Source organism: Virgisporangium aurantiacum, assembly GCF_016863635.1.
Taxonomy (GTDB): domain Bacteria; phylum Actinomycetota; class Actinomycetes; order Mycobacteriales; family Micromonosporaceae; genus Virgisporangium; species Virgisporangium aurantiacum.
The window spans coordinates 1-21,532 of record NZ_BOPG01000129.1; the positions used below are offsets into that span (position 1 = coordinate 1).

General features: G+C 66.9%; 10 protein-coding genes and 1 pseudogene. 5 read left to right on the plus strand and 6 right to left on the minus strand.

Features of this window, described 5'->3' with window-relative positions; all coding sequences use genetic code 11:
* Window positions 1-343: 343 nt before the first annotated feature.
* Window positions 344-2,995, minus strand: a complete 2,652-nt coding sequence (locus Vau01_RS61295; RefSeq protein WP_204014240.1) for a tetratricopeptide repeat protein — start codon at window positions 2,993-2,995, stop codon at window positions 344-346.
* 825 nt (window positions 2,996-3,820) lie between these two features.
* On the opposite strand from Vau01_RS61295, the pseudogene Vau01_RS64415 reads away from it, so the two are divergent.
* Window positions 3,821-4,021: pseudogene (locus tag Vau01_RS64415) on the plus strand (ISNCY family transposase); the annotation flags it as partial.
* A 157-nt stretch (window positions 4,022-4,178) separates the two neighbouring features.
* Window positions 4,179-5,678, plus strand: a complete 1,500-nt coding sequence (locus Vau01_RS61305; protein WP_239153092.1) for a tyrosine-type recombinase/integrase — start codon at window positions 4,179-4,181, stop codon at window positions 5,676-5,678.
* A 706-nt stretch (window positions 5,679-6,384) separates the two neighbouring features.
* Here the strand turns inward: Vau01_RS61305 and Vau01_RS61310 are convergent.
* Both Vau01_RS61310 and Vau01_RS65625 read right to left on the minus strand, forming a co-directional pair.
* Complete coding sequence (locus Vau01_RS61310; protein ID WP_204014244.1) at window positions 6,385-6,843, minus strand: hypothetical protein; 459 nt, start codon at window positions 6,841-6,843, stop codon at window positions 6,385-6,387.
* 2 nt (window positions 6,844-6,845) lie between these two features.
* Entirely contained in the window at window positions 6,846-7,190 is a 345-nt protein-coding gene (locus Vau01_RS65625; RefSeq protein ID WP_204014246.1) for a methyltransferase, read from the minus strand.
* A gap of 268 nt (window positions 7,191-7,458) precedes the next feature.
* On the opposite strand from Vau01_RS65625, the gene Vau01_RS61320 reads away from it, so the two are divergent.
* The 3 genes from Vau01_RS61320 to Vau01_RS61330 all read left to right on the plus strand — a co-directional run bounded on the left by Vau01_RS61320 (window position 7,459) and on the right by Vau01_RS61330 (window position 16,396).
* Window positions 7,459-10,689, plus strand: coding sequence for a helicase-related protein (locus tag Vau01_RS61320; protein ID WP_204014258.1), 3,231 nt, complete (start codon window positions 7,459-7,461; stop codon window positions 10,687-10,689).
* Complete coding sequence (locus Vau01_RS61325) at window positions 10,689-13,376, plus strand: DUF1156 domain-containing protein (protein ID WP_204014261.1); 2,688 nt, start codon at window positions 10,689-10,691, stop codon at window positions 13,374-13,376. The genes Vau01_RS61320 and Vau01_RS61325 overlap by 1 nt, the downstream gene beginning before the upstream one ends.
* A gap of 74 nt (window positions 13,377-13,450) precedes the next feature.
* A complete protein-coding gene (locus Vau01_RS61330) occupies window positions 13,451-16,396 on the plus strand; it encodes a DUF499 family protein (RefSeq protein ID WP_204014264.1) in 2,946 nt (981 codons plus the stop codon).
* A gap of 216 nt (window positions 16,397-16,612) precedes the next feature.
* Here Vau01_RS61330 and Vau01_RS61335 read toward each other — a convergent pair whose 3' ends face one another.
* Genes Vau01_RS61335 through Vau01_RS61345 form a run of 3 tightly spaced genes read right to left on the minus strand, consistent with a single transcriptional unit; the run spans window position 16,613 to window position 21,212 of the window.
* Window positions 16,613-17,830 (minus strand): PDDEXK-like family protein, encoded by a 1,218-nt coding sequence (locus tag Vau01_RS61335; RefSeq protein WP_204014267.1) that lies wholly within the window; start codon window positions 17,828-17,830, stop codon window positions 16,613-16,615.
* A 35-nt stretch (window positions 17,831-17,865) separates the two neighbouring features.
* Entirely contained in the window at window positions 17,866-19,515 is a 1,650-nt protein-coding gene (locus Vau01_RS61340; RefSeq protein ID WP_204014270.1) for a UvrD-helicase domain-containing protein, read from the minus strand.
* On the minus strand, window positions 19,512-21,212 hold the full coding sequence (locus Vau01_RS61345) for an OLD family protein (protein ID WP_239153090.1): 1,701 nt from the start codon (window positions 21,210-21,212) through the stop codon (window positions 19,512-19,514). Before Vau01_RS61345 ends, Vau01_RS61340 begins: the two co-directional genes overlap by 4 nt.
* Window positions 21,213-21,532 lie beyond the last annotated feature (320 nt).

The window sequence follows — 21,532 nt, forward strand, 5'->3', positions numbered from 1 at the left end:
AGCCAGCCGAACACCTGCACCGACACCCGATACAGCAACCCGCACGAACACGAACCCGATCATCACCCACCCGGCCACCGGCCCAGCTCACACGCCGTGCGACGAGTTTTGGCACGGTACAAGGCGCCGGACATCCGCACGTCACAGCCGTCGAACCGCATATTCGAGCCCACAGGCCGCTTCCCACCGCGGCCGACGCCTGCGCGGCGACGTCGTGTGCGCCGTAAGTAAAGCCGACCGCGCCGACGGAGACAATTCACCGCCGTCGTGCGGCGGTCGCCGGCCCCAAGGTCGTCATCTTCGGCCTTGGCGCCACGCTCGGCCGGCCGGTCAAACCGGAAGATCATCGCGGGTGCGGCGGGTTCCGTTCATCGGTTTCCGTTTCGGGTGTCGACCCTAATGCCGTGGAGCCGTCAGGGTTGAGTCCGTGGCGTTGAAGATCCTGCGCCTCCTGAATTCGACCCCGTTGTGCCACGACCGTGACCAACCCCCACCAGGCACTGTCCTCGCCGCAGGCCACGGCCAGCCGAAAAACCTGCTCGGCCTCCTCCAGCCGGCCGTTTCTCTTGAAGAACATCGCCAACGCCATGTGCTTCTCCCGGCCTGCGGCAATCGCCTCCCTATGAACCTGCTCAGCGGCGTCCAGACGGTCCTCGCCCTCCAGCCGCCGGATCAGCTGGATGCGAGCCAGGCCGTCTCCGGCCGTTGTTCGCTGTCGCAGAATCGGCTCGATCTCCGCATCACGATCCTGAGCAGCGAGAAGCCTGGTGAGGGAGTCGACGCCGCCCAGCCGGTCGATGTGTTGGCGCCACAGGCGTTCCAGTTCCTCAGTCCGGCTTTGGTCTTGAAGCAGATCGGCTAACGGACTGATCGCGTCTCGATGTCCATCTGCCAGCCGGCGCCGCCACAGCGCCTCGACATCATCGACTCTGTCTCGTTCGTACAGGAACTCCGCGAGCTCGGCTGCCTGCATCTCGCCGGCGTTGACCAACTCCCGCAGAAGTGCTTCCGCCTCGGAGAGTCGCCGCTGATCGACCAGCAGCTGAACGAGAACTGATCTGCTCACCGGGAAGCCCGCGTCGGCGGCGTCCCGCCATGCCTGCTCCGCTTCAACCGGTCGGTCGAATTCACGCAGGAAGTCCACGAACTGCTCCCACGCCCTGGGTTCACGTGCGGTGATGCCGGCCCGCCACAGGCGTTCGATCTCCTCTTCCCGGTCCTGCCGCATCAGTAGGTCGGCCAGCCGGGAACGGGCTTCGGGGTCACCTTCCGCGATGCCCTCACGCCACAGCTGCTCGACGGAGTCCAACCGGCCGCGATCAGTCAATACTCGCGACAGGAGGTACCGGGCGGACGGGTCACCGTCGGCTATAGCCTGACGCAACACCTGTTCCGCCTCAACCGACAGCGGACCGTGGTGTCGCAGCACATGTGCGACGTGCGCCCCGGGCAGGCCCGCGTCCGCGGCCTCACGCAACAGTCGGTCGGCCTGCTCGGACTGGAGCCGTTCATCCAAACGGTCGACCAACTGGCCGAGGACGTAGGGCTCCCCGCGGACGCCTGCGAAGCGCAGGAGCTCATCGACGATCTCGGGCCACCCCATCGCGTCTAGATCCTCGACCAGATGGTGCAGATAGCCCAGCTCGCGCTCGAGAGCACCCCGCCACGAGGCCACCGCCTCGTCCTGGCGGTCCTGACGGAGAAGAAGGTAGCCCAGGGCCAAGAGGCTTTCCGCGGTATCAGAGGAGCGGTAGAGCCGCTCGGCGTACTGCAGCAGCATGCGTTTCTCGGCCGCCACGCCGAGCTCGAAAAGGTCGGCGTCCGTCGAGATATGAGTGCAGTAAGCCTCCCATGCCGATGCCGGGGGAACTGCAGCGGCTCTGGCCGCGCCAATGTGCTCAACGAGTGCATCAGCGACGCGGTAGCTGTCGGTCACGCCGAGCTCGGACCCGATCGGTTCAAGCATGGTCGCCGCGCCGTCCAACTCGGTCACGCCGTAGGCGAGTGCCACCGCCCACGCCTGCGCCGTCGCCCTCGGGCGTTCCTCCACGGTGAGGTAACCAGTGACCGCGTCCCGGAGAAGATCGAGAGACAACGGCGTCTGTGCCCCGAGCCGAGCAGCGTCAGCCGCCACTGTGACAAGGGTCTGGGATAAGGCGTCCGGCGCGTTCTGCCAGTGATCTATCAACGCGGGGACTGCGGCCAATGCCCGGAATATGCCATACCGTGAAGTCGCGGCCTTGGCCAGACGCCGGTCGGTCGTCGCCGCCACGGCAGCCCGGTCCGACTCGTCCGATGAGGGCATCTTGTCGACCCGGACGACTGTCGCCAGCTGCAGCACTTCACGATGATTTTCATACGGGTCGCGCGCCCAGTCCTCGGACGGACGAGTCCTGAACAGCCGATACGGGCCCGGCCACATCGTGCCGACGATCAGCACCGGATCATCGGCGAACAGCAGCGCCCGGACGATTCCTGCCGTCAGCCCGTTCCTCAGTACACGCGTGATCTCATCCAGCCACACGACGGTGTGACGGCCCGGGTCGGCCGCGACCGCCTCCAAGTCGGCATGACTGCGCGGGTTCGTCAACCACCAGTTCGGTACCTCCGCGAGCAGAGTCTCGAAAGCTGTTCTGGTTTTTCCGACCGACGAGTCACCGACGAGCAGCATGAAGCACTCACCACCGGCCTTGCCGCGGCGCAACGATCGTCTGATCTCGTCATCGACGTCTCTGCGGACATAGATTGGCAACTCACCCTCGCTGTCCGGCAGTCTGATCGACCGGTGCACCCCGAGCAGCAGAGGATCCCACTCGCGGACCCGGCGGGTGTGCCGAGGCCTGCCAGATCCGCTGTCGTTCACCCGCTCCCAGGCGTCGAGGTAGGGCGTCGCGGCATCACCCTCCCGGCGACACATGCGCAGGAACGCCTCCATCTGCTCCCGCGTCGGGACCTTCACACCCGTACAGATGTCGTTCACCGTGCTGCGGGCCATCAGCCCGGCGTCCGCAAACTTCTCCCTTTCTCTGTCGATCTTTGGATACTTCCAGCCCTCGGCCAGACGGAGGGCATCGAGACAGGCAGCCAGGTCGGACCTGGTCTCAACGTCAGCTGGGCCCACCGCACCCCTACAGTCACCTGCTCCGGAAATATCCGCAGCACCACCGGATCCCCGCCCGCGCACCTCGGGTCACACCACGTCTACCAGCAGCTTTAGCCAAATCTATCCGGACCAATCCGAGACGGTTCAGGAACATTGTCCACTCTGGTCGAGTGAAACGGTCAACACCGCCGGCCGGCGATACCTTCACCTAGAACGGAAATCACGTCATGATCCTGAGTAGCGTGCTGGAAATCGCGGCCGCAGGCCTGGTGGCGGCCGGTGGCGCTCTGACCTTCGCCGCAGCCGTCATCGACTACCACCGCCGCAAGGACAGCTGAGCACGTCATTCGGTCGAAGGTTCGGTCCGGTCTGGTACACGCAAGCCGGACCGAACGACCGACGAGACGGAAACGAGTGCGGACCGCCAGGCGAGGAGGGACGACGAGCCTCGCCACCGAGCCGCACCCACGGCAGCGAGTACTCACGGTCGCTGTGGTGGTGCGGCCCGCGCCGAAGAGACGCTAATGGGCCTGCAGAGGACCCGGATGACTCTCACGTTCGTCCGGCCACACACCACGCGGCCGGGACTCGTTGGTGGCGCGGGTGCCCGCCGGTGGAGACAGCGGGTCGGCTCGTACTGCTACACCGCCGTCGAGGTCCGCCACTTGCCGACGCGGGGTGTCGTACTTGCCGTCGTGGCGCGCCGTGATGCTATAGGCCCAGATCGTCGACAACGCCGACCGCACCGTCCTCGACCACACCGTCGAAGAAGGCAACCCGTCCGACGCACCCCAACTGGAACCGGCTATCGGCCGCATCCACCAACGCACCGACCGCGTCTCGCGCACCATCGCAGCCGATCGCGGCCACGGCGAAGCCCGCGTCGAGACCGGACTCCACGAACTGGGCGTCCGAACTTGCCGCGATCGGGTGTCGGTCGATGCTGTCTGGTCGCTTAGTCGGGTGACAACCGCCAGCCTGGATACCCCTCAGTCTGAATGCCAGAGCGGCGAGGAGAAGGGCACGGCCATGGCGGACACAGGTGTGATCTTCAAACGGTGCAGTTGCCGTGACGATGCTGGACGAAGGGTTGGAACGCTCGTGTTCCCGCCTGACCGAACGCGGGCACGGCAGCTGGTACTTTCACTGCTCCGCCACGAACCGGCTCGGCCGCCTGGAACGGGCCCGCCGGGGCGGCTACCCCTCGCAGGCCGCCGCCCGCCGGGCCCGGGATGAGTGGCTGGCCACCACCGGCGAGGACCGCACCGCCCGCTCTTGGACGGTGGAGCGGTGGCTGCGGTACTGGCTGGCCAGCCGCACCAGCATCCGGCCGACCACGAAGTTGCACTACACCCGCGACGTCGAACGCGTCCTCATCCCGCACCTCGGCCGGCTGTGCCTGGCCGACCTCGACGCCCGCCGGCTCCGCGCGGTCTTCACCGAGATCGCCCGGACGACGAACGCCAAGGGCCAGCCGCAGTCGGCGTCGGCGTCGGCGTCGGCGATGCAGCATCTGCGCACCACCCTGCGGGCCGCGCTCAACCTCGCCGTCCGTGAAGGCGTCATCGCAACGAATCCGGCCCGGCACATCGAAGTGCCGTCCTACCGCAAACCCCACGCGAAGGTATGGACCGACGGCCGCGTCGAGGAGTGGCAACGGACCGGCGAACGACCCCCGGTGGCGGTGTGGACCGCCGACCAGCTCGCCACCTTCCTCAACGCAGTCACCGACGACGCGTTGTTCGCCCTGTGGTGGCTCACCGCCCTACGCGGACTCCGTCGCGGTGAGGCCTGCGGACTGCGGTGGTCCGAGCTCGACCTGGATCACGGGGTGCTGTTCGTCGTCCGCAACCGGACCACGGCCGGCTACCAGGTGATCGAGGGTGAACCGAAGACCGCCGCCCTGGACCGGCGTACCGTGAAGGTGCTGCGGGAACACCGCCGCCGCCAGGCCCAGCACCGCGAACGACGCCTGGACGCCGGGAGGGTGTGGCATGACTCCGGGTACGTGTTCGTCGGCAAGGAAGGCAACCCGATCCACCCCAGCTACGCCAGCGGACGCTTCCGGCTCCTCGTCGCACGGGCCGGCGTCCCGCCGGTCCGGCTGCACGGCCTCCGGCACGGCGCCGCGTCTCTCGCCCACGAAGCCGGCGCGGAGCTCAAGACGCTGCAGGACCTGCTCGGGCACTCCAGCATCGTGATCACGGCCGACACCTACACAAGCGTGCTCCCGCTCGCTCAGCGCAGGTGCGCCGACGCCACCGCAAAACTCGTCCTCGCCGCCGACCGCCGCACCCGCGAAAAGAGCCGTGGCAACGGCCGCCGGAACCCGCGCGGCCAGCGGCCCGCGAAAGGTGTGCCGACCCCGGCGCGACCGGCCACCGGCAGGAAGCCGCAGGTCACACCCCCAACGACCAAGACGGCGTCGCGGAGCGTCACGACACCGCCGTGGCGCCCACGTGACACCCACCGTCCACACCGGACGGACACGAAGAAGCGGCCTCCCCGCGTTTCCGCAGCTCAACCGCCTCTTGACCTTGCGTGCCCGAAGAGACTCGAACTCCCAACCTTCTGATCCGTAGGCGATCCTGACGACCGAGCACGGTCGACGGCGGTCACCTCTCCGGCACGGCCCCGTACGGGACGGATCAGCCCGGCCTTCCTACCCATGCCGCGTGCCTGTCGGCGACATGCAGGCCATCGGACCGTCGCCCTTGCAGGATTCCAGTGCGCATCCGTCCCTCGATGACTTGCAGCCCGCGGTTCGCCGGATGAAGAAGGTCGCGGGAGATTATCATCGGCGGTACGAGCCACGTTCCCTTGACCTCCCATGCTTCCTGAATTCGTAGCGGGCGCTTGCTCAGCCAGCACACGTGGTTCGCCGCGACCTCCTCCAGGAATCCCCTGGTCGCTGGGACCGGTCGGAATCGACTCGAGTTCCGTGACGGGGACGTCTTCGAGCTTCCAGTGGATCCGTTCGAGGTCGAGGTCTTCGTAGTCCCTGAGGAACTCAAGGTGTCGGCCGTGGTCGTATAGCCACTGCCGCACCACGTCGTCGGGCCACCGCAGGTTCACGATCGCTTCGAGCCGCAGGAAGACCCGAAGGTCTTGATCCCTGTCGGCCGAGGGAAGGTTCTCCAGGAAGATCGGCACGCCGCCTCGTACTCGTGGTCATCACGTCGACATGACTGGCTCAACGAACGAAGCCGACTCGCGTGGGGCATGCATAGACGGGCTCGTCATCGGACGGGCCAACGCCCTCCGGGGAATGATGCGTGACCCTATGTGGCTGAAAGCTCGCTGGCGCGCCGTACCAACTCGGCATACGTCCACCCCACGTCGCCTACATGGTCATGGCCGTCGAACCAGCTGAGGTTTGCGACGCGTCGTCCGGTCATGAGCTGGAACTGTGCGTGCCAACCCCGATCCCGGGTGAGGAGCACCGGCTCGTCGACATCATGGAACTGGTCTGCCGTGATGTCGAGGATCAGCCCGTCCTGCTCGAGCCATGCATGCGTCTGGAACGGCTCGTCCCGCCGGCCCGACTGGTATTGCCAGTCGCCGAGTGCCGAGTCGGCGAGGAACTGGCCCAGCAGTTCGCATGCGTCTCCGCATGAGCCCTTCGGGAACTCGGCGAGACTGATCATCCGAAGGCCGCCTCGTTCCAGCCCGGCACGGAAGGCGGACGCTGCCGCATGCACGGCTGTTTCGTGATCATCGGTGAGCCCACGCGGATACATCGTTAGAGGTTATGCACGCGCGGTGAGGCGGACCCACTGTGGGCCGTCGAACGGAGCGACCGACGGCCGGCCAACCCGTGGCACGAATCTATCGACCCGGACGGTGTGGTCGGTACCGGTCGCGGTGGACCGCGCTGAGGTAGGGGCTCTTCGACGGCGCGGACCTGTATCTGGATCGCCGCGATGAGCACTGCGGTGGCGGCGGCACTGACCGCGTCGGGCACCATGAGCGTGATGCCGAGGCTGGTTACGGCCACTGCGGTAAGAGTCGGGTTGCGGACGACGGCGAACGGGCCGCCGGTGAGGAGCTCGGTGTGCTCGGCTGGGTCGGAAGGTACGCCCGGCATGACGCGACTCGACCCGAGACTCGCGGCGGCGCAGCCAGGTCACTCGGTCAACGTCACCCGAACAGGTCTCCTGACACCACTCCCGACCGTGGCGTCTCCGTCACGTGTCGACACCTTAACAGGGGGTTACCTCGCAGTATTGCCTGGATATACGGCCTCGCACGGCCGCCACGCTCCGCGCCCGAGCGGGCAGGCTCCCTCACCGTCTCTGCATCCCCGACTCCCTGATCGCTTCGTGCGAGAATCCCGTGGTCAAAGGAGGCGACTCGTGGTCGACGCTGCAGAGTTCGAGCCGGGGCACAGGATTCACATACCGGGTCGCAACCTGCCTGCATGGGTCACCGTAGATCTCGCCCAACGCGGGGCGGGCGGGGCCTGGACGCTTTACGTTGCGGATGACGCCGGCTCCCTCCACAAGGTGTCCCTCGACGCCGAACAGGCGGGTCAGGTCGTCCGCCTGATTGAGGACGGCCGCGCACCGTCGGCGCGCGTCCTGGCCGGCATGTGGACCCGCTGGATGGCGGCGGCTGCCACCAACGCCAAGACGACGCTGCTCGCCTCAAGTCCGCTGCGTCCCTACGCGCATCAGGCAAACGCGGTGTATGGGGCGATGCTGCCGCAGCCGTTCCTGCGGTTCTTGCTAGCCGATGAGCCCGGTACCGGCAAGACGATCATGGCAGGACTGTACTTGCGGGAGATGCAGCGACTGGGATTGATCCGCAGGGCCTTGATCGTCGTGCCGGCGAACCTGGCCAGCAAGTGGCAGGAGGACTTCGACCGGTTCTTCGGCGGCGGACTCCGTCGAATTACGGCGGACACGGTACGCGAGCATGCGCTCGATACTGGCCACGACCTGTGGGTCGTGTCGCTCGAGCTGGCGGCGACCAACGGTGCCGTGCAGGACGCCATTCGCCCAGATAAGGCTGGCTGGGACATCGTCGTGTTCGACGAGGCCCATCGCCTGACCCCGACGGCCACGTCCTTTCATCAGGTCGGACGCATGCTGGCGAAGAACACCCCTCGCGCGCTGCTGATGACCGCCACTCCACACCGTGGCTCGGAGTGGCTGTTCCGTCACCTGTTGCACCTGGTGGATCCCGTCATCTACCCCGACCCCGGCGAGAAGAGCGACGACGGTTTGCAGCCGTTGCGTCCGGGCCCTGTGCACTTTCTACGGAGGATGAAGGAAGACCTCGTCGACTATGACGGGGTGACCAGGCTGTTCAAGGGACGGACGGCAGCCAACTTCCGGGTGCCGCTCGGCTCCAAGGAATACTCGATCTACCGGCAGGCGCTGGATATGGTCGACCAGTTCTTCCCACCGACGGCTCGGACGTTGGCCCGCATGGTGTACGGCAAGCGTGCCGCCTCGACACTGTTCGCGCTCCGGGAAACACTGCGCCGCCGGACAGCGCACATGGGCGCGAAGACCGAGGCTGAGGCAGTCCTGGATGTCGAGCGGATCTTTGATGCCGACGACGAGGCGAAAGACGAGGCCAAGGTCGTCCATGCCGCATCGCAGGCGAGCCGAGCTGAACGCGCGGCGATCAGGGATCTGATCCAGCAGCTCGACACCATCTTGGCCGACGGCAGTTACGAACCGTCGAAATGGCGTGACCTGACGCGCCTGTGCCTCACCGCGAACGGGATCGTCGCGGGCAGCGGTGAGCAGGCGGTCGTCTTCACCGAGTACGCGGATTCCGCCGATTGGATCGTGCAGCGGCTCAACGCAGCCGGCTACACCGCCCGAATGTACTCGGGACGCCAGGCGCCGGCGGATCGTGATGCGGTACGAGCCGCATTCATGCGCCGAGAATTCCAGGTCATCGTCACCACCGACGCCGGGAACGAGGGCATCGACCTGCAAGCCGCGCATGTGCTCGTGAACTACGACCTGCCGTGGTCGCTGGTCCGCCTGGAGCAGCGCATGGGCCGGATCCACCGGGTTGGGCAACTGCGTGACGTTCTCCTGTACAACCTCATCGCGGCCGACACGCGCGAGGGCGACGTACTGCATACGCTGTTGGAGCGGTTCGTATCCGCCGCCAACGAACTTGGCGGGCAAATCTTCGACAGCCTTTCCACCGTCGCGGAGATGACCGGGGTCCGGTACGAACAGTGGCTCACCGATCTCTACGGTGATGATGAGGCCAAGAAGGCCGCCGCCGACGCCGCCGTACGTAAGGTGCACGCCGCCGACCTCAAGCGGGCGGCACGGACAGCCCGCGCGCAAGAGGCCGCGCTCGCCAGCCAGGTCGACGCCATGGCGGCACTCACCCTGCTGCAACGGGACCTGCTGGATCGCATCAATCCGGCGATCGTCGAGTCATACCTCAACCGTCTCGACCAGGCTCGACTGCTTCGAGTGCAGCGCACTGCCGCAGGTGAAGGCATCCTGCTCTTGTCCTCCGACAGCCCTCTACCGCACGGCCTCGGAGGCAGTGCATATGTGCTCGTCGCCACCAGCGGGGAGGCTCTGCGGGACCACAGCATCAGCGTCGACACGTCCAACGTGCTTGCCCTAGGCCCAGGCGATGCGGCGTTCACCGACCTCATCACCCTCGCCGACGACGCACTCGCCGCCGACATGTACCGCAGTGGCGCAGCAGACGACCCCACCAGTCTCAGCGGCTACGAATTGCATGCCTTCGAAGCCACCCTGACCGAGGCCGGTGGCAAACGCCATACCGCCTGGGCTGCCCTGATCCGCGTCGACGACAACGGTCAGGCGTATCCGATCCGGTGGGAGACCCTCGCCAACCTGGTGCCCAGCATATCGGCTGGGACGGCACCACATCCTGCGCGGATCGATACCGCGCGAATGGCCGCAGCGACCCTCGCCGCGAAGACCCGCGACGAGCACCAGCGGGTGCGCAGCGACTGGTTCGCCCAGGCTCGCCACGATCTGCAGAACCTTCCCGTCGACCTCACCGTGGGAATTGCGGACAAACAGGAACGGGTCGCGACCCGCCGCCGACTGGAGGAGCGTGCGGCAGAGCGCCTGGCGGAACTGGAAGCGCTCAGCAAGGTTGCGCTCAGCGAACCGAAACTGGTAGCGCGAATCCGAGTGCATCCTACGGCCGCGCCGAGGACGGCAGAGGAAACCGATTCAGAGACCGTGGCGATGCTGCATGTCCTTCGCCTGCTCCAGGAAGACGGATGGCGTGTCGCCGACGTGCACTCAGACAACCGCGGCTACGACCTGCACGCCATCCGCGGGCGGGACCAGCGCTTGGTTGAGGTCAAGGGGGTGTGGCGCTCCGCAGCGAGCAATGGCATCCGCATGACGGGCAACGAGGTCCTCATCGCCACCCAGCACCGCACCGACTACTGGCTTTATGTTGTGGATCAGTGCCACGACAGCCGCGGCACGCTCTTCGGTACCTACCGCGACCCTGTCACGATCTTCGCCGACGAGATCCGCAACGATGCAGTCTTCCGCGTCCCCGGCAGCACTCTGAGCAAGTACCGCACCGCCCCGCAGCAGGAGAACCACTGATGACCCGAATGATCGAACGTTGGTTCCCGTGCGCCGAGGTCTCCGACAACAGCGCCAACGGATGGGGCTCCGGCAACACCGAGTCCAGCCTGTGGGTTTGGTTCGCCAAACGGCCCGTCGCACAGTCGAAGGCCGCAGTCCTCACGAGCCTGCTGCCGTGGCCGGCCGACGAGAAGGACCAGCGCCGTCTGCAGACCCTGGTCCGCACCGCAATGAGCGGCTACAAGAAGGCCCAGGACGAGATCGAACAGATTCTGATCGACACCTACGGACGCCGGCCCCGGGTTCTTGATCCATTCTCTGGACGTGCCATGATTCCGCTGGAAGCAGGCAGGCTAGGTGCGAACGCATTCGGTGTCGACTACTCGCCGTTCGCCACGCTCGGCGGCGCGCTGCTGGCGGACTTGCTGTACCGGGACTGGTCGATGGAGCAGCCACTGCCCTTCGCACACAAGACTGTCGGAGGTATCCGCCTGCTCGATGACGCGGAGAGCTTCCTTGACGAGGTCGGTGACCGCTTCGCCGGCTCGATGGCCGAGTTCTACCCCAAGCATCGCGGTCGCTTCCCCTGGGGTTATCTGTGGGCCTCCTCACTGCCCTGCCAGGAGTGCGGTAACCGGTTCCCCCTCGTCGGAGAACTACATCTTCGCCTGCCACGGCCGAAGAAGGACGACCTGGGACAGAGCTTCTACCTCGACGCGGACAGTAAGACTGGCAAGGTGACAGCCGTCGTCCACGGGGGCCCGCCAAAAGGGACGCCAACACGAGTCCTGGCGGGCAAGAGCAAGTACGCCTCCGATGGACGCGTGGCGGTTTGCCCCTTCTGCGCACATGTGCACACGAAGGATACCCACACTCGGCTGAGCCTCGACGGAGAGCGACGCGACATGCTGCTCGTCGCCGCCGACATCGCCGATGACGAGACCAAAGTCTTTCGCGAGCCGACCGATGCCGAGTTCGCCGCCGCCGAACGGGCACGCAAGGCCCTCGCCGAGGAGCCGCCGTTCGGTCTACTTCCGGCCAGGCCCGACGAACGCATTCCGGACGGAAACAGCCGCACAATCCAATCCGTCAACTATGGCGACAAGGTATACGGCGACCTGTTCGAGGATCGTCAGACACTGGGACTCATCCGCCTCGCCCGGGCGATCAACGAATGCTCCCAGCGCTGTCTCGAAGCCGGTTTGAGCTCGGACTACGTGCGTACCCTAGCCAGTTTCGCCACTGCGGCGATGATGCGGAAGCTGCGCAGGTCTTCACGAGGTGCTCGTCTGCAGAAGGCTGGGCGCTGCCAGATTGGCGACATCTTCGTCAACCAGTCCGCCGTCTCGTTCTCCTACGACTGGTTTGAAGGTGGGCTCTCGAACGGGCCGGGCTCGTGGCAGTCCTTGGCATCTCAGACGCTCACTACGATGCGGAACGTCCTGCTTCGGGCCAGCAGCATCCCAGCCACCATCGAACGTGGCGACGCCACCGGCGTCCGCTTCCGGACCGCGTCCATGGACGCTGTTGTGACCGATCCTCCCTACGACGACATGATCGACTACAGCGACTCCAGCGACATGTTCTTCGTCTGGGCGAAACGAGCTATGCAGGTCGCGGATCCTTCGCTGGCGATTACCGCGCACCCGGACGGAGTCCAGGAGAAGGTTTCGGAAATCATCGTCAAGCGGGGTGGCGGCCCGGCCAACGATCACCGCACCACCGGTCACTACGACCGCATGATCGCCCGAGCCTTCGCCGAAGCGCGTCGGGTCGTCGCCCATGACGGGGTCGTCACCATCGTCTTCGGGCACGGCGACCCAGAGGTCTGGCATCGCCTGTTGCAGGCCATCACTGCCGCCGATCTGGTGATGTCCGCTTCCTGGCCGGCGAAGACTGAGGCTGGCGGCGCGGCAGCTGGATCGGCGAACATCGTCACCACGTTGACGATGGCCTGCCGTCCAGCAGCATCGAACCGCAAGGACGGTCGGGCTGCAGCCGTCGAGATGCAGATCCGTGAGGAAATCGCCCGACGTGTCCGCGACTGGGAGCGCGCGGGCCTCGCACCGACGGACATGCTCATGGCCTCGGCAGGCCCGGCCATGGAGATCGTCGGCCGCTATGCCCAGATTCTCGACAGCCGCGCCGAGGCTGTCGAGATCGACCGGTACCTCGTGCTCGCTCGTCGGGCCGTCCAGGATGCCATGGCAGTAGACGTCGACAGGCACCCGCTGCAGGCGTTCGACCCGCGCACCCGCTTCGCGCTGTGGTGGGTCCGGCTCTTCGGGCGTCAGCTGGTCGCCAAGTCCGAACTGCGCTGGCAGGTCCTTGCTGCCGATCTCGCCATGAGCGACGTCAAGGATCTCGTTCCCAGCGCGAGCGACGGTTGCCAGTTCGTGTCGTCGGCGCGGTTCAAGGCCACCATTACCAGCGACTCTCCGGTCATCGACGTTGTGCTGGCGATGGGAAGGGCACAACGCGACGGGCTTGGCGCCGTCGGCGAGGTCCTGTCCTGGTCGGGGCGCGACAGCGAGGATCCGTACCTGTGGGCGGCGATGAAGTTCCTGGTGGACCGGCTTCCGGAACGAGACGCGGATGCGATCGGATGGACCCGGATCCTGCGCAATCAGTCGGGCGTATCCAGCGCGGCGAAGTCCGCCAACGCGGTGCAGGCGACACACGACGCTCAGCAACCACTATTCTGACCGGACTCGCGGAAGCCACCGACATAGAGTCGGGGCGTCCCAAGGTTGCATGCGCGCGAGGTGAAGGGACGACGATGAGCGGCGCCAGGACGACCCCGTGGTGGGACGCGATCCGCATCCGGCCAGAGATCATCAACGCTGCTGGGCAGATCGACGACGTTCAGATGTCGCTGTACAAGGCCGTGTACGCGACAGGCGCATTGCGGCCAGCCTACGCTGACGCGACCTACTACGCGGAGATCACCTATCCCACGGATCTGCTCGTGGGCCTGCTCGCTGAAATCGCCGTGCGTCTTGGCGGTGGCGCTGACTACAGCAAGGCTCGCGCGCTCACCCGTCTCGACCAGGGCATGGGTGGCGGTAAGTCCCACGCCTGCATCGGCTGCTGGCAGCTCGCGAGCCACCCCGCGGCGCTGGCCCAGACAGACTTGGGCAGGGCGGTCTTCGCCCGCGCAGGTGCCACCCTCGGTCGCAATTTGCCGCCTGACCTCAACAACCCACACGTCGTGGTCCTGCCATGCGACAACATGACCCCCGGCGCCCCCGTCAAAGAGATCGACGGGCCCGCGCACAACCTGTACGAACGGTTCCTATGGCGGCTGTTCTCGAAGGACTATACCCTCTTCGAACGCTACGCTCCGTACTTCAACGACAAGAGCAAGATCGTTGAAGCGCTGCGCGCGCTCAACCGGCCTGTCCTCATCATCGTCGACGAGATCATGGACTACGTCGGGAACGGCCTCGACGGCGCAGGCAAGCCTGAACTCGTCGCCCAGGACATGGCGTTCCTACGGGCCCTGCTCGATGCGGTCAACGACGTACCGAATGTAGCCATGCTCGTCGTCATGATCGGGTCTGACACCATCGCGCTCGGTAACGAGTCAGCGCGGGAACGGCGTACCGACCTCCACGACCTGCTAGAACGCAACGGCCTGCCAGCCACTGTGACGGCAAACGCCGACTTCGCCGACATCCTCCGGCGGCGGCTGTTCGACCAAGCGCCACCAGACGAGATCGTCGCTGCAGCTGCGCACGCATTTAAGGGCATCCACACCGACAAACCCTGGACCAAGAACGTCTGGGACAACATCCCTGGCACCTGGCGTGGCGACTTCTTGTCCGAGGTCCGCCGTACCTACCCGTTCCACCCGATGCTGATGCACCTGGCCGAACGTGAGTGGGCCACCGTGACCGGCTTCCAGAAGGTTCGATCCACAATCCGCATCTTCGCGGCATCGGTCTATGCGCTGCAACAGCGCGGCAAGAGCGGCGCCTGGGCGCCCACCCTCATCGGGCCAGGCGATCTGCCGCTGTCGAACAACAACGTCCGCGAGGCGATCCTCGGTTCTGGCCTCGTCGGTGACCAGCGCACGGTCGCGAACTTCCGCGCACTGGCCGAGAACGAGATCGTCAATCAGAGTGACGATGGCGGTGCCGCCCGCAGGCTCGACCTGCAACGCGAGCCCGTCCCATGGTCGGCCACCAACCCCCGAGCTGCTGAACGGGGTGCCACCTTCATCTTCCTGACCAGCATCGTCGGCTCCCGCCCGGGGGGACGGCGCGGCGCCTCCGCCCCAGAGGTGAAGGCAGCGCTCGCTGCGCCGGACTCCGACTTCACGCTCACCGACGCCGACGGCGTTGTCGCCGACCTGGTCAACCAGGACAAAGGCATGAGTGCGGTCGAAGCGATTGCCGGGCAGGGCAACAACAAACCGGCGCGGTACTACCTCTCAACCAAGCTGACGTACCGCACACTGGTCAACTCGCTCCGCAAGACCATTACCGACGATGAACGCGATCAGATCATCGTCGAGTTCGCGCAACGACTGGCTAACACAGGCCCATTCAAGGTCAAGCGGTTCATCGCCGCGGACGTCGCTCGGACTCCGACCGAGGTGCTGGCGACCGCCGGGCTCGATGACGCACGCATCACCCGGCTGTTCATCCTCGACCCGGCCCAGTTCTCCCTGCGTAACGGGATCGAACAGCAAACTATCGACGCACTGCGGGTCGCAGTCGGCCTCGGAGAAGGCACCTCACGATTGCCTGTCGAGTGGGCCTCCTCCGCCGTGTTCGCTGTCGCAAACACGCAACGTCGGGGCCGCGCGCGCGCCCTCGCCGTGGAGTATCTGGCCCGCCAGCGAGCCCTCAACGCGCCCGAAGTACAAGCCGACGCCGATTTGACCATCACCGGCACCAAAGAAATGACGGCTGCCAAAATCGAGCTGGAAAAGGCGGTCAAGCGCGCATACCAGCATGTCGCTTACCTGGCACAGCCCAACCCTGAAGCGGACAGGGCTCTTGACCAGATCACCTTCGAGGACGAGAACCAAAGCGCCCTGGATGGCACTCAGGTATGGAAGGCCCTCGCCGACAAGGAAAAGGTCTTTGACGCCGGCCAGTTCACCGCTCGGGTGCTGCTGTATCAGCTCCGCGAACAGGACTATGGACGCCCACTGTCCGAAATTCGCGACGCGTTCTGGAACACCCCAAGGCTTCCGTTGCTGTACACAGGCGAGTCTGATCTACAAGAGGCGATCTACACCGCAGTCGTATCAGACGAGCTCGCGATCGTGGACGGGTCGAACCAGCCGGTCGCGGTCACCGATTCGAGCCAGGTCAACCTGGCCTCGGTCGGGCTTCGCCTCGCACGCCCGCGCGCCCGCGAAGATGCCGACACCAACGGAACCTCAGGATCCTCAACCCAGCAGCCTGACGGCACCAAAAAGAGCTCCACGGACTCAGGGGAGCCAGGAAGCAGCGACGGCACCGAGGATCCCACCAACCCCCCAGCTGCCGAAAAATTCGTCACATTCCCGTTGATGGGCAATCTCTTTCAGCAACCCGGCAAGAGCGAAGGAATGGCGCAAGTATTCCGCACCCTCTACTCGATGTTGGACGAGGGCAATGTTTCGTATCTGCAAGGCACCCTACAACTCGTCGTGGATGCCTCCACAGCCGACAAGTTGGCCGAGCAGGTACGAGCCCTTGGCCTCGGTGTAACAGTGAGAGACCAGTAGTCGCAACGACGCATGGCTGGCGCTAGCGCCACGCCATTACGTCAGCGGTCTAATCGGCGTGCCAGCACCGAGCAATCGCATCGCGCCACTACCTTCGAATGCAGCCTTCCGTTCTACAGCTCACGCGGCCAGCCGGCCCCGGGAGAGCCACAGCGCGGCGGGGCTTCGGTGATCTGCGACGCCCTGCAGCGTTGTCGTCACCCACAACTCGCCGCGTCAGGCGGTCGTCTCGATATGCACAGCGGCCATCTGTTCAATCAGTTCATACAGGGACTCAAGTGTGGCTTTGATATCGGCAAGCCGCACCGTCGGCTGAAGTTGCAGGCGTGCACCGAACATGCATGCCTTGGACTGCTTCGCTTGTGCCTCACCGAATCCGATGCCGAGGAACGGTGGACCGCCCTTGGCGACCATCGTCTTGTACGCCTGGCGGTCGTGGGCTGCCTTCGGTTGTGCACGGTTGCGTACCCAGTCCGATCGGGCGTCGCGCATCGTCGGCCACACCGCGAGCAGGTAGTCCCAGTCGAAGCCGGCGGACGTCTGCACGCCGTCCTGCCGTAGACACACTTTGATCGACGGACCCAGCGGCTGCTGCCCGCCTGGCAGGGCGAGCTTCGGGAAGTCTCGGACCGGCAGGTTCTCCTCGACCTCGACGAGGATCTGGTAGCCGGGCACGGCCGCGTCCGCGAACAGTCGTACCACCCAGCTCACCCCCGCGGTCGACGGGACGAGGTCGTGGTCGATGGGCACCGGCGGGTTGAGCTGGCCGTGCAGCCAGGACATCCGTGCCCGCATCGCCACCACGAAGTCCTCGCCCGGGGTGAGCGCATTCCACACGGTGTCCGCGCCGACCTTCGGCAGTGAGGCATCCAGATGCGCCAGCCACGCCGTGGCGGTCGTCGACACCCAGGCGTTCGCGCTTGTCGTGTGCGCCTTCAGCAGGTATTCCCAGGTGAGTCCACACCACGGCGGCTGTGCCGCGACGTCGATGACGAGCCGCTCGGGATACACCACGACGTAGCGGTCGGCGTCGGGTACCGCAGCCAGGTACCCGTTCAGTTGGGCAGGGCCCAGGCCGGCCAGGACCTTGACCTCGATGAGGGCGAGCCGCCGGCCGTCGAGTTCGAGGATCAGATCCGGCTGATGCTTCGCGCCGATCGTCACCTCACGCCGCACTCGCAGGTCCTCCGGCCGTCGCACGCTGAGGTCGAGCAACTCGCACAGCGGCAGCGGGTCCGTCGCGATCAGCGTCGCGAGCATGTCCGACCAGCGGATCTCCGATCCGAGTGGCAACGCGAACTGCAAGGCCGGCAGCGACACAGCAGCTACGATCGCCACCGTCCCGCCGTCCGTCAAGCGTGTTCCACCCGCCCAGCGCCCTGGGCGGCATCTGTCATCTCGCACGGGCACGACAAGACCGATCCGGCGAATCATCGCGGTCGGTGTAACAACGCACCGACCGCGACTGCTCACATGGCCAGCTTGGCCAAGGGCGCCACGAGTGGTCGTGGGTCATCGCCGAACAGCAAGGCGACGGTCTTGTGGCGGGCGCGGGTGAGGACCACATACAGCAGCCGGGACCCGGTCTCGAAGGGCTCGTGGCGTTCCGGTCCGTAGAAGTCGTTGCTGCGCAGCACAACGACGGTGGCGTCCGCCTCGCGTCCCTTCGTCTGGTAGAGGCCCATGAGCTGGACCGGGGTGGCCGGCTCGCCCGTGGCGTAGGTCAGCAGGTCGGCGCGGTAGGCGCCGATGGCCGCGTCGAGGGCTTCCAGGGCGTCAGCCGGGTCGGCGTGTCGACGGAGCTGGCGGACGACCTGGGGCTGCAGGAGCTGGGCCGCATGCTGCCAGTGGCGCTCGCCCCGGGGCAGGCCGAGTTGTGCGTGGGCGTCGGCCGCGAGGGCCACCGCGGCGGCCGGGTCGGCGGCCTGCAGGGCAGCGTGCAGCTTGTCGAGACGCCGATCGAGTGCGGCTGGCCTCGCGACCTTGCCGAGCAGCATCCACGCAAGGTTGGGGACCTGCTTGCCGCGGACCGAGCTGGTGACGAAGACGGCAAGCCGTTGCAGGACCGCTCTCCACGTCGCGACGCCGCCAGCGAACCGGATCATCGCGTGCTGCGCGTCGATGCTGGAGCTGAGGCATTCCGGCAGGCCGATGACCTCGTGTGCGATGTCGAGGTGGGTGAGCTGGTCGGACAGGGCGGTGGTGGCGTCGATGTGGTGGCTGAACACCCCGACGGTGTGCCCCTCGACGCGGAGGTCTTGGACGACGGCGGCGACGATGTCGGCTTCCTGGTCGGTGGGCAGGCCGGCCTGGATGTGGAGCCGTCCGCTGTCCAGGGCCGCGGTGACGGCCGCGTGGTCGAACTCTCGGCGGCGGATGGCAGCCGCGGCCGCGGGCAGGACGTTGCTGGGGTCGCGGTGCGACACGTCGGGTAGGTCGATCCGGCGTGCGCCGGGCAGGTCGAGGGCGGTGTCGAGCCGCTCGGGGCCGACTCCGACGGCGCCGGGCAGGTCGCTGTAGATGCACTGGTTCGGGTCGCCGAGCAGCAGCAGCCGTGCGTCGCCGCGGACGGTGGTCAGCAGTTCGAACTGGCGGTCGTCGGTGTCCTGGAACTCGTCGCAGACGATCATCGTCCAGCGTGCCCGCAGGTGTTCCAGCACGGCAGGCACCTTAAGAAGGTCGAGCGCGCGGGGCAGCATGTCCTGGTAGCGGATGGTGTCGGGAACCCGGAAGAGCTTGGCTTCGGTCTCGCTGAGCATCGCGGGCTCGGCGCCGCCGATCGCGCCGCCCCACCGGGTCAGCAGCCGCCAGGCGAAGGCGTGGAAGGTGGTGATCTCCACCTGTGGGAGGTAGGGGCCGAGGACGTCGGCCGTCCGGTCGAGAATCTGCGCGACTGACGATCGAGAAAAGGACAGGAACAGTGCCCGGGCGGTCGGCGGCCGGGTCCGGCGGCCCGGCTCGGCCTTCTCGGCGCGGCGTTGGTCGGCGCGCTCGAGATGTGCGCGCACGGCCGCTGCCGCGGTGGTGGTCTTGCCGGTGCCGGCGCCGCCACACACCAGCAGCACCGAGTCGTCGGCGTCGATGACCTGCCGCTGGGTCTTGTCCGGCTGGTAGGTCATGGCAGTTCGATCTCCACCAGCACGTCCGCCCCGGGTGGGCTGCACAATGTGTCGAGGACCTTCTTGGCCAGCGGCATCCTGATGCCCGGCGGCAACGCCTCGACGAACGGTTGGTGCAGGCCGCCCTTCTGCTTCAACACCTTGACGATCTTGCCTTCGAGGTCCTTGTCGTCGATGGCGGCGACGTCGATGCCGGTCAGGCCATGCTCGGCGACCAGCCGGCGGAGGGCGGTCCGGAGGCGGGTGGCGTCGACGCCGTGGGTCAGTGCCCGCTCGACCGAACTACGCTCGGGTAGCTGAACAACCTGTTCGACGATGCTGGTGAGCTCGGTGATGAGGGCCGCGTCGGCGCCGGGCTTGTCGTTGTCGAGGACCACCCGCACGTGGAAGCCGAGGTCGCGGGCAAGGCGGGCGAGCTTCGGAAGCTCGTCCTTCCCGCCGTCGCCGTTGGCCGGGGCGACCATCCGCACGCCGTGTGCCGAGGGTGGCGCCACGCCGCGTTGGCGCAGGCGCCGGTCCGCGATCGCGGTGTAGCCCTCCAGATCGTGTGGGCCTTCCAGCAGCGCGACGGTCCGGGCGGTCATCGCCGGCAGCAGCAGCGGGTGCAGGTACCGCCGGGCGGCGCGCTCCTTGCGGCCGGTCGTCGTCGCCAGCTGATGCGCCCGCCGGTCACCGTGGCTGCGGGTCAGGCGGACCATTTCCTCGGCGGCGAAGGCCCTGACCGCGTCCGGGCGGCGGGTCGACAGCCAGACCTGACCGCTGTTGCGCCGCAGGAGCGCGGCGAGGTACTCCGCCGACGCGGCGTCGAGATCGTCGCCGAAGTCGTCGGCGAGCACGATCGCGCCGGGCGCCGACGCGGACACCACCGCCTCGGCGGCGGCCAGGACGCCCGTCGTGGTGGAGCCGTGTGCGGTCAGCGGCAGCGGGCCGGCGCCATCGAGCGCGATGGTGGGCTGCAGGGCGCGCAGGATCGCCGAGACGGAACCGTCGTCGGCGGCGAACCCGATGTCGGCGGCGGGTGCGCTGCCGGTCATCTCCAGCAGCCGGGCGGCTCCGGAGTCGAGGACCTCGTCGATGGTCTTGCGGATGCTGGTGCTGCTGGTCAGCCGGTCTGTCGCGGAGGTCATGTCGGCGTTCAGGTCCGCCAGTGCCGCCAGCAGGTCCGCCTCGTCGGCGTCGGCGACGAGGTGACGGAACGTCCCGTCCGGGCGCAGCTGCAGTGGCGCCCGCCGGTCCAGGATGATCGCGGCGACGAGCTCGCGCTCGGCACGTGGCGCGCGCTGCCCGGTCTTCGGGTATTCCACCCAGTGCTCGGCGGTCTCGCTGGCCGGGTCGAACCGCAGCCGGTAGCACAGCCGCAGCCCCATCACCGCCTCGGCGGCCCGGTCCTCGGCGGCCGGTAGGCCGGTGTCCGGATCGATCACCTCCAGCCGGTCGTCGAGATCCTGCGCCACGGCATCGTCCAGGCCGACGACGGTGACCTCGACCTCGGTGAGCTCGTCGGCGCCGTCCTCGCCCACGGCCGGGACCGGCCGGTAGACATCCAGCAGGTGCGGGCGGCCGTTGGTGCTGCGCGGATCGAGCACCCTGCGCAGGCCGGTGATCAGGTCGGTGCGACCGGCTCGCGGCTCACCGACCACCACCACGTGCTCGCCCGCAAACAGCTCCAGATCGGCGAAGCCGCGGAAGCGCCGCATACGAACCCTGATCGCGCGCACGGCTCGGTCCACCTCTCATTCTGATCACCTGGTTGGAGCGGCCCCGCGATCTCTCGCGGTCCGGCCGACGTTCGTCGGGCGCTCGACAGGGCGTACGCATTGGTCCGCCCGGGAGGCCCCGTCCATCTTGCCGCACCGTCGGCGCGGACGCCGCCGACTTTCGCCCGCGGCGAGCCGGACGACCGCTGCCCGCCTGCGCGGTGGCGGCGAGCATCGACGGAACGGGCCATCCGGATGCTTGGGGCGCTGAATCTCGTAGCGAGCGTCCACAACCGCCACGCCCAGCCCGGCCGTGCGCG

Coding starts and splice junctions, on each gene's coding strand:
- Vau01_RS61310 (WP_204014244.1), bottom strand. CDS start 6,843: ATGTATCCGCGTGGGCTCACCGATGATCACGAAACAGCCGTGCATGCG.
- Vau01_RS61295 (WP_204014240.1), bottom strand. CDS start 2,995: ATGGCCCGCAGCACGGTGAACGACATCTGTACGGGTGTGAAGGTCCCG.
- Vau01_RS65625 (WP_204014246.1), bottom strand. CDS start 7,190: ATGCCGGGCGTACCTTCCGACCCAGCCGAGCACACCGAGCTCCTCACC.
- Vau01_RS61325 (WP_204014261.1), top strand. CDS start 10,689: ATGACCCGAATGATCGAACGTTGGTTCCCGTGCGCCGAGGTCTCCGAC.
- Vau01_RS61345 (WP_239153090.1), bottom strand. CDS start 21,212: ATGCGGCGCTTCCGCGGCTTCGCCGATCTGGAGCTGTTTGCGGGCGAG.
- Vau01_RS61305 (WP_239153092.1), top strand. CDS start 4,179: ATGCTGGACGAAGGGTTGGAACGCTCGTGTTCCCGCCTGACCGAACGC.
- Vau01_RS61335 (WP_204014267.1), bottom strand. CDS start 17,830: ATGATTCGCCGGATCGGTCTTGTCGTGCCCGTGCGAGATGACAGATGC.
- Vau01_RS61340 (WP_204014270.1), bottom strand. CDS start 19,515: ATGACCTACCAGCCGGACAAGACCCAGCGGCAGGTCATCGACGCCGAC.
- Vau01_RS61330 (WP_204014264.1), top strand. CDS start 13,451: ATGAGCGGCGCCAGGACGACCCCGTGGTGGGACGCGATCCGCATCCGG.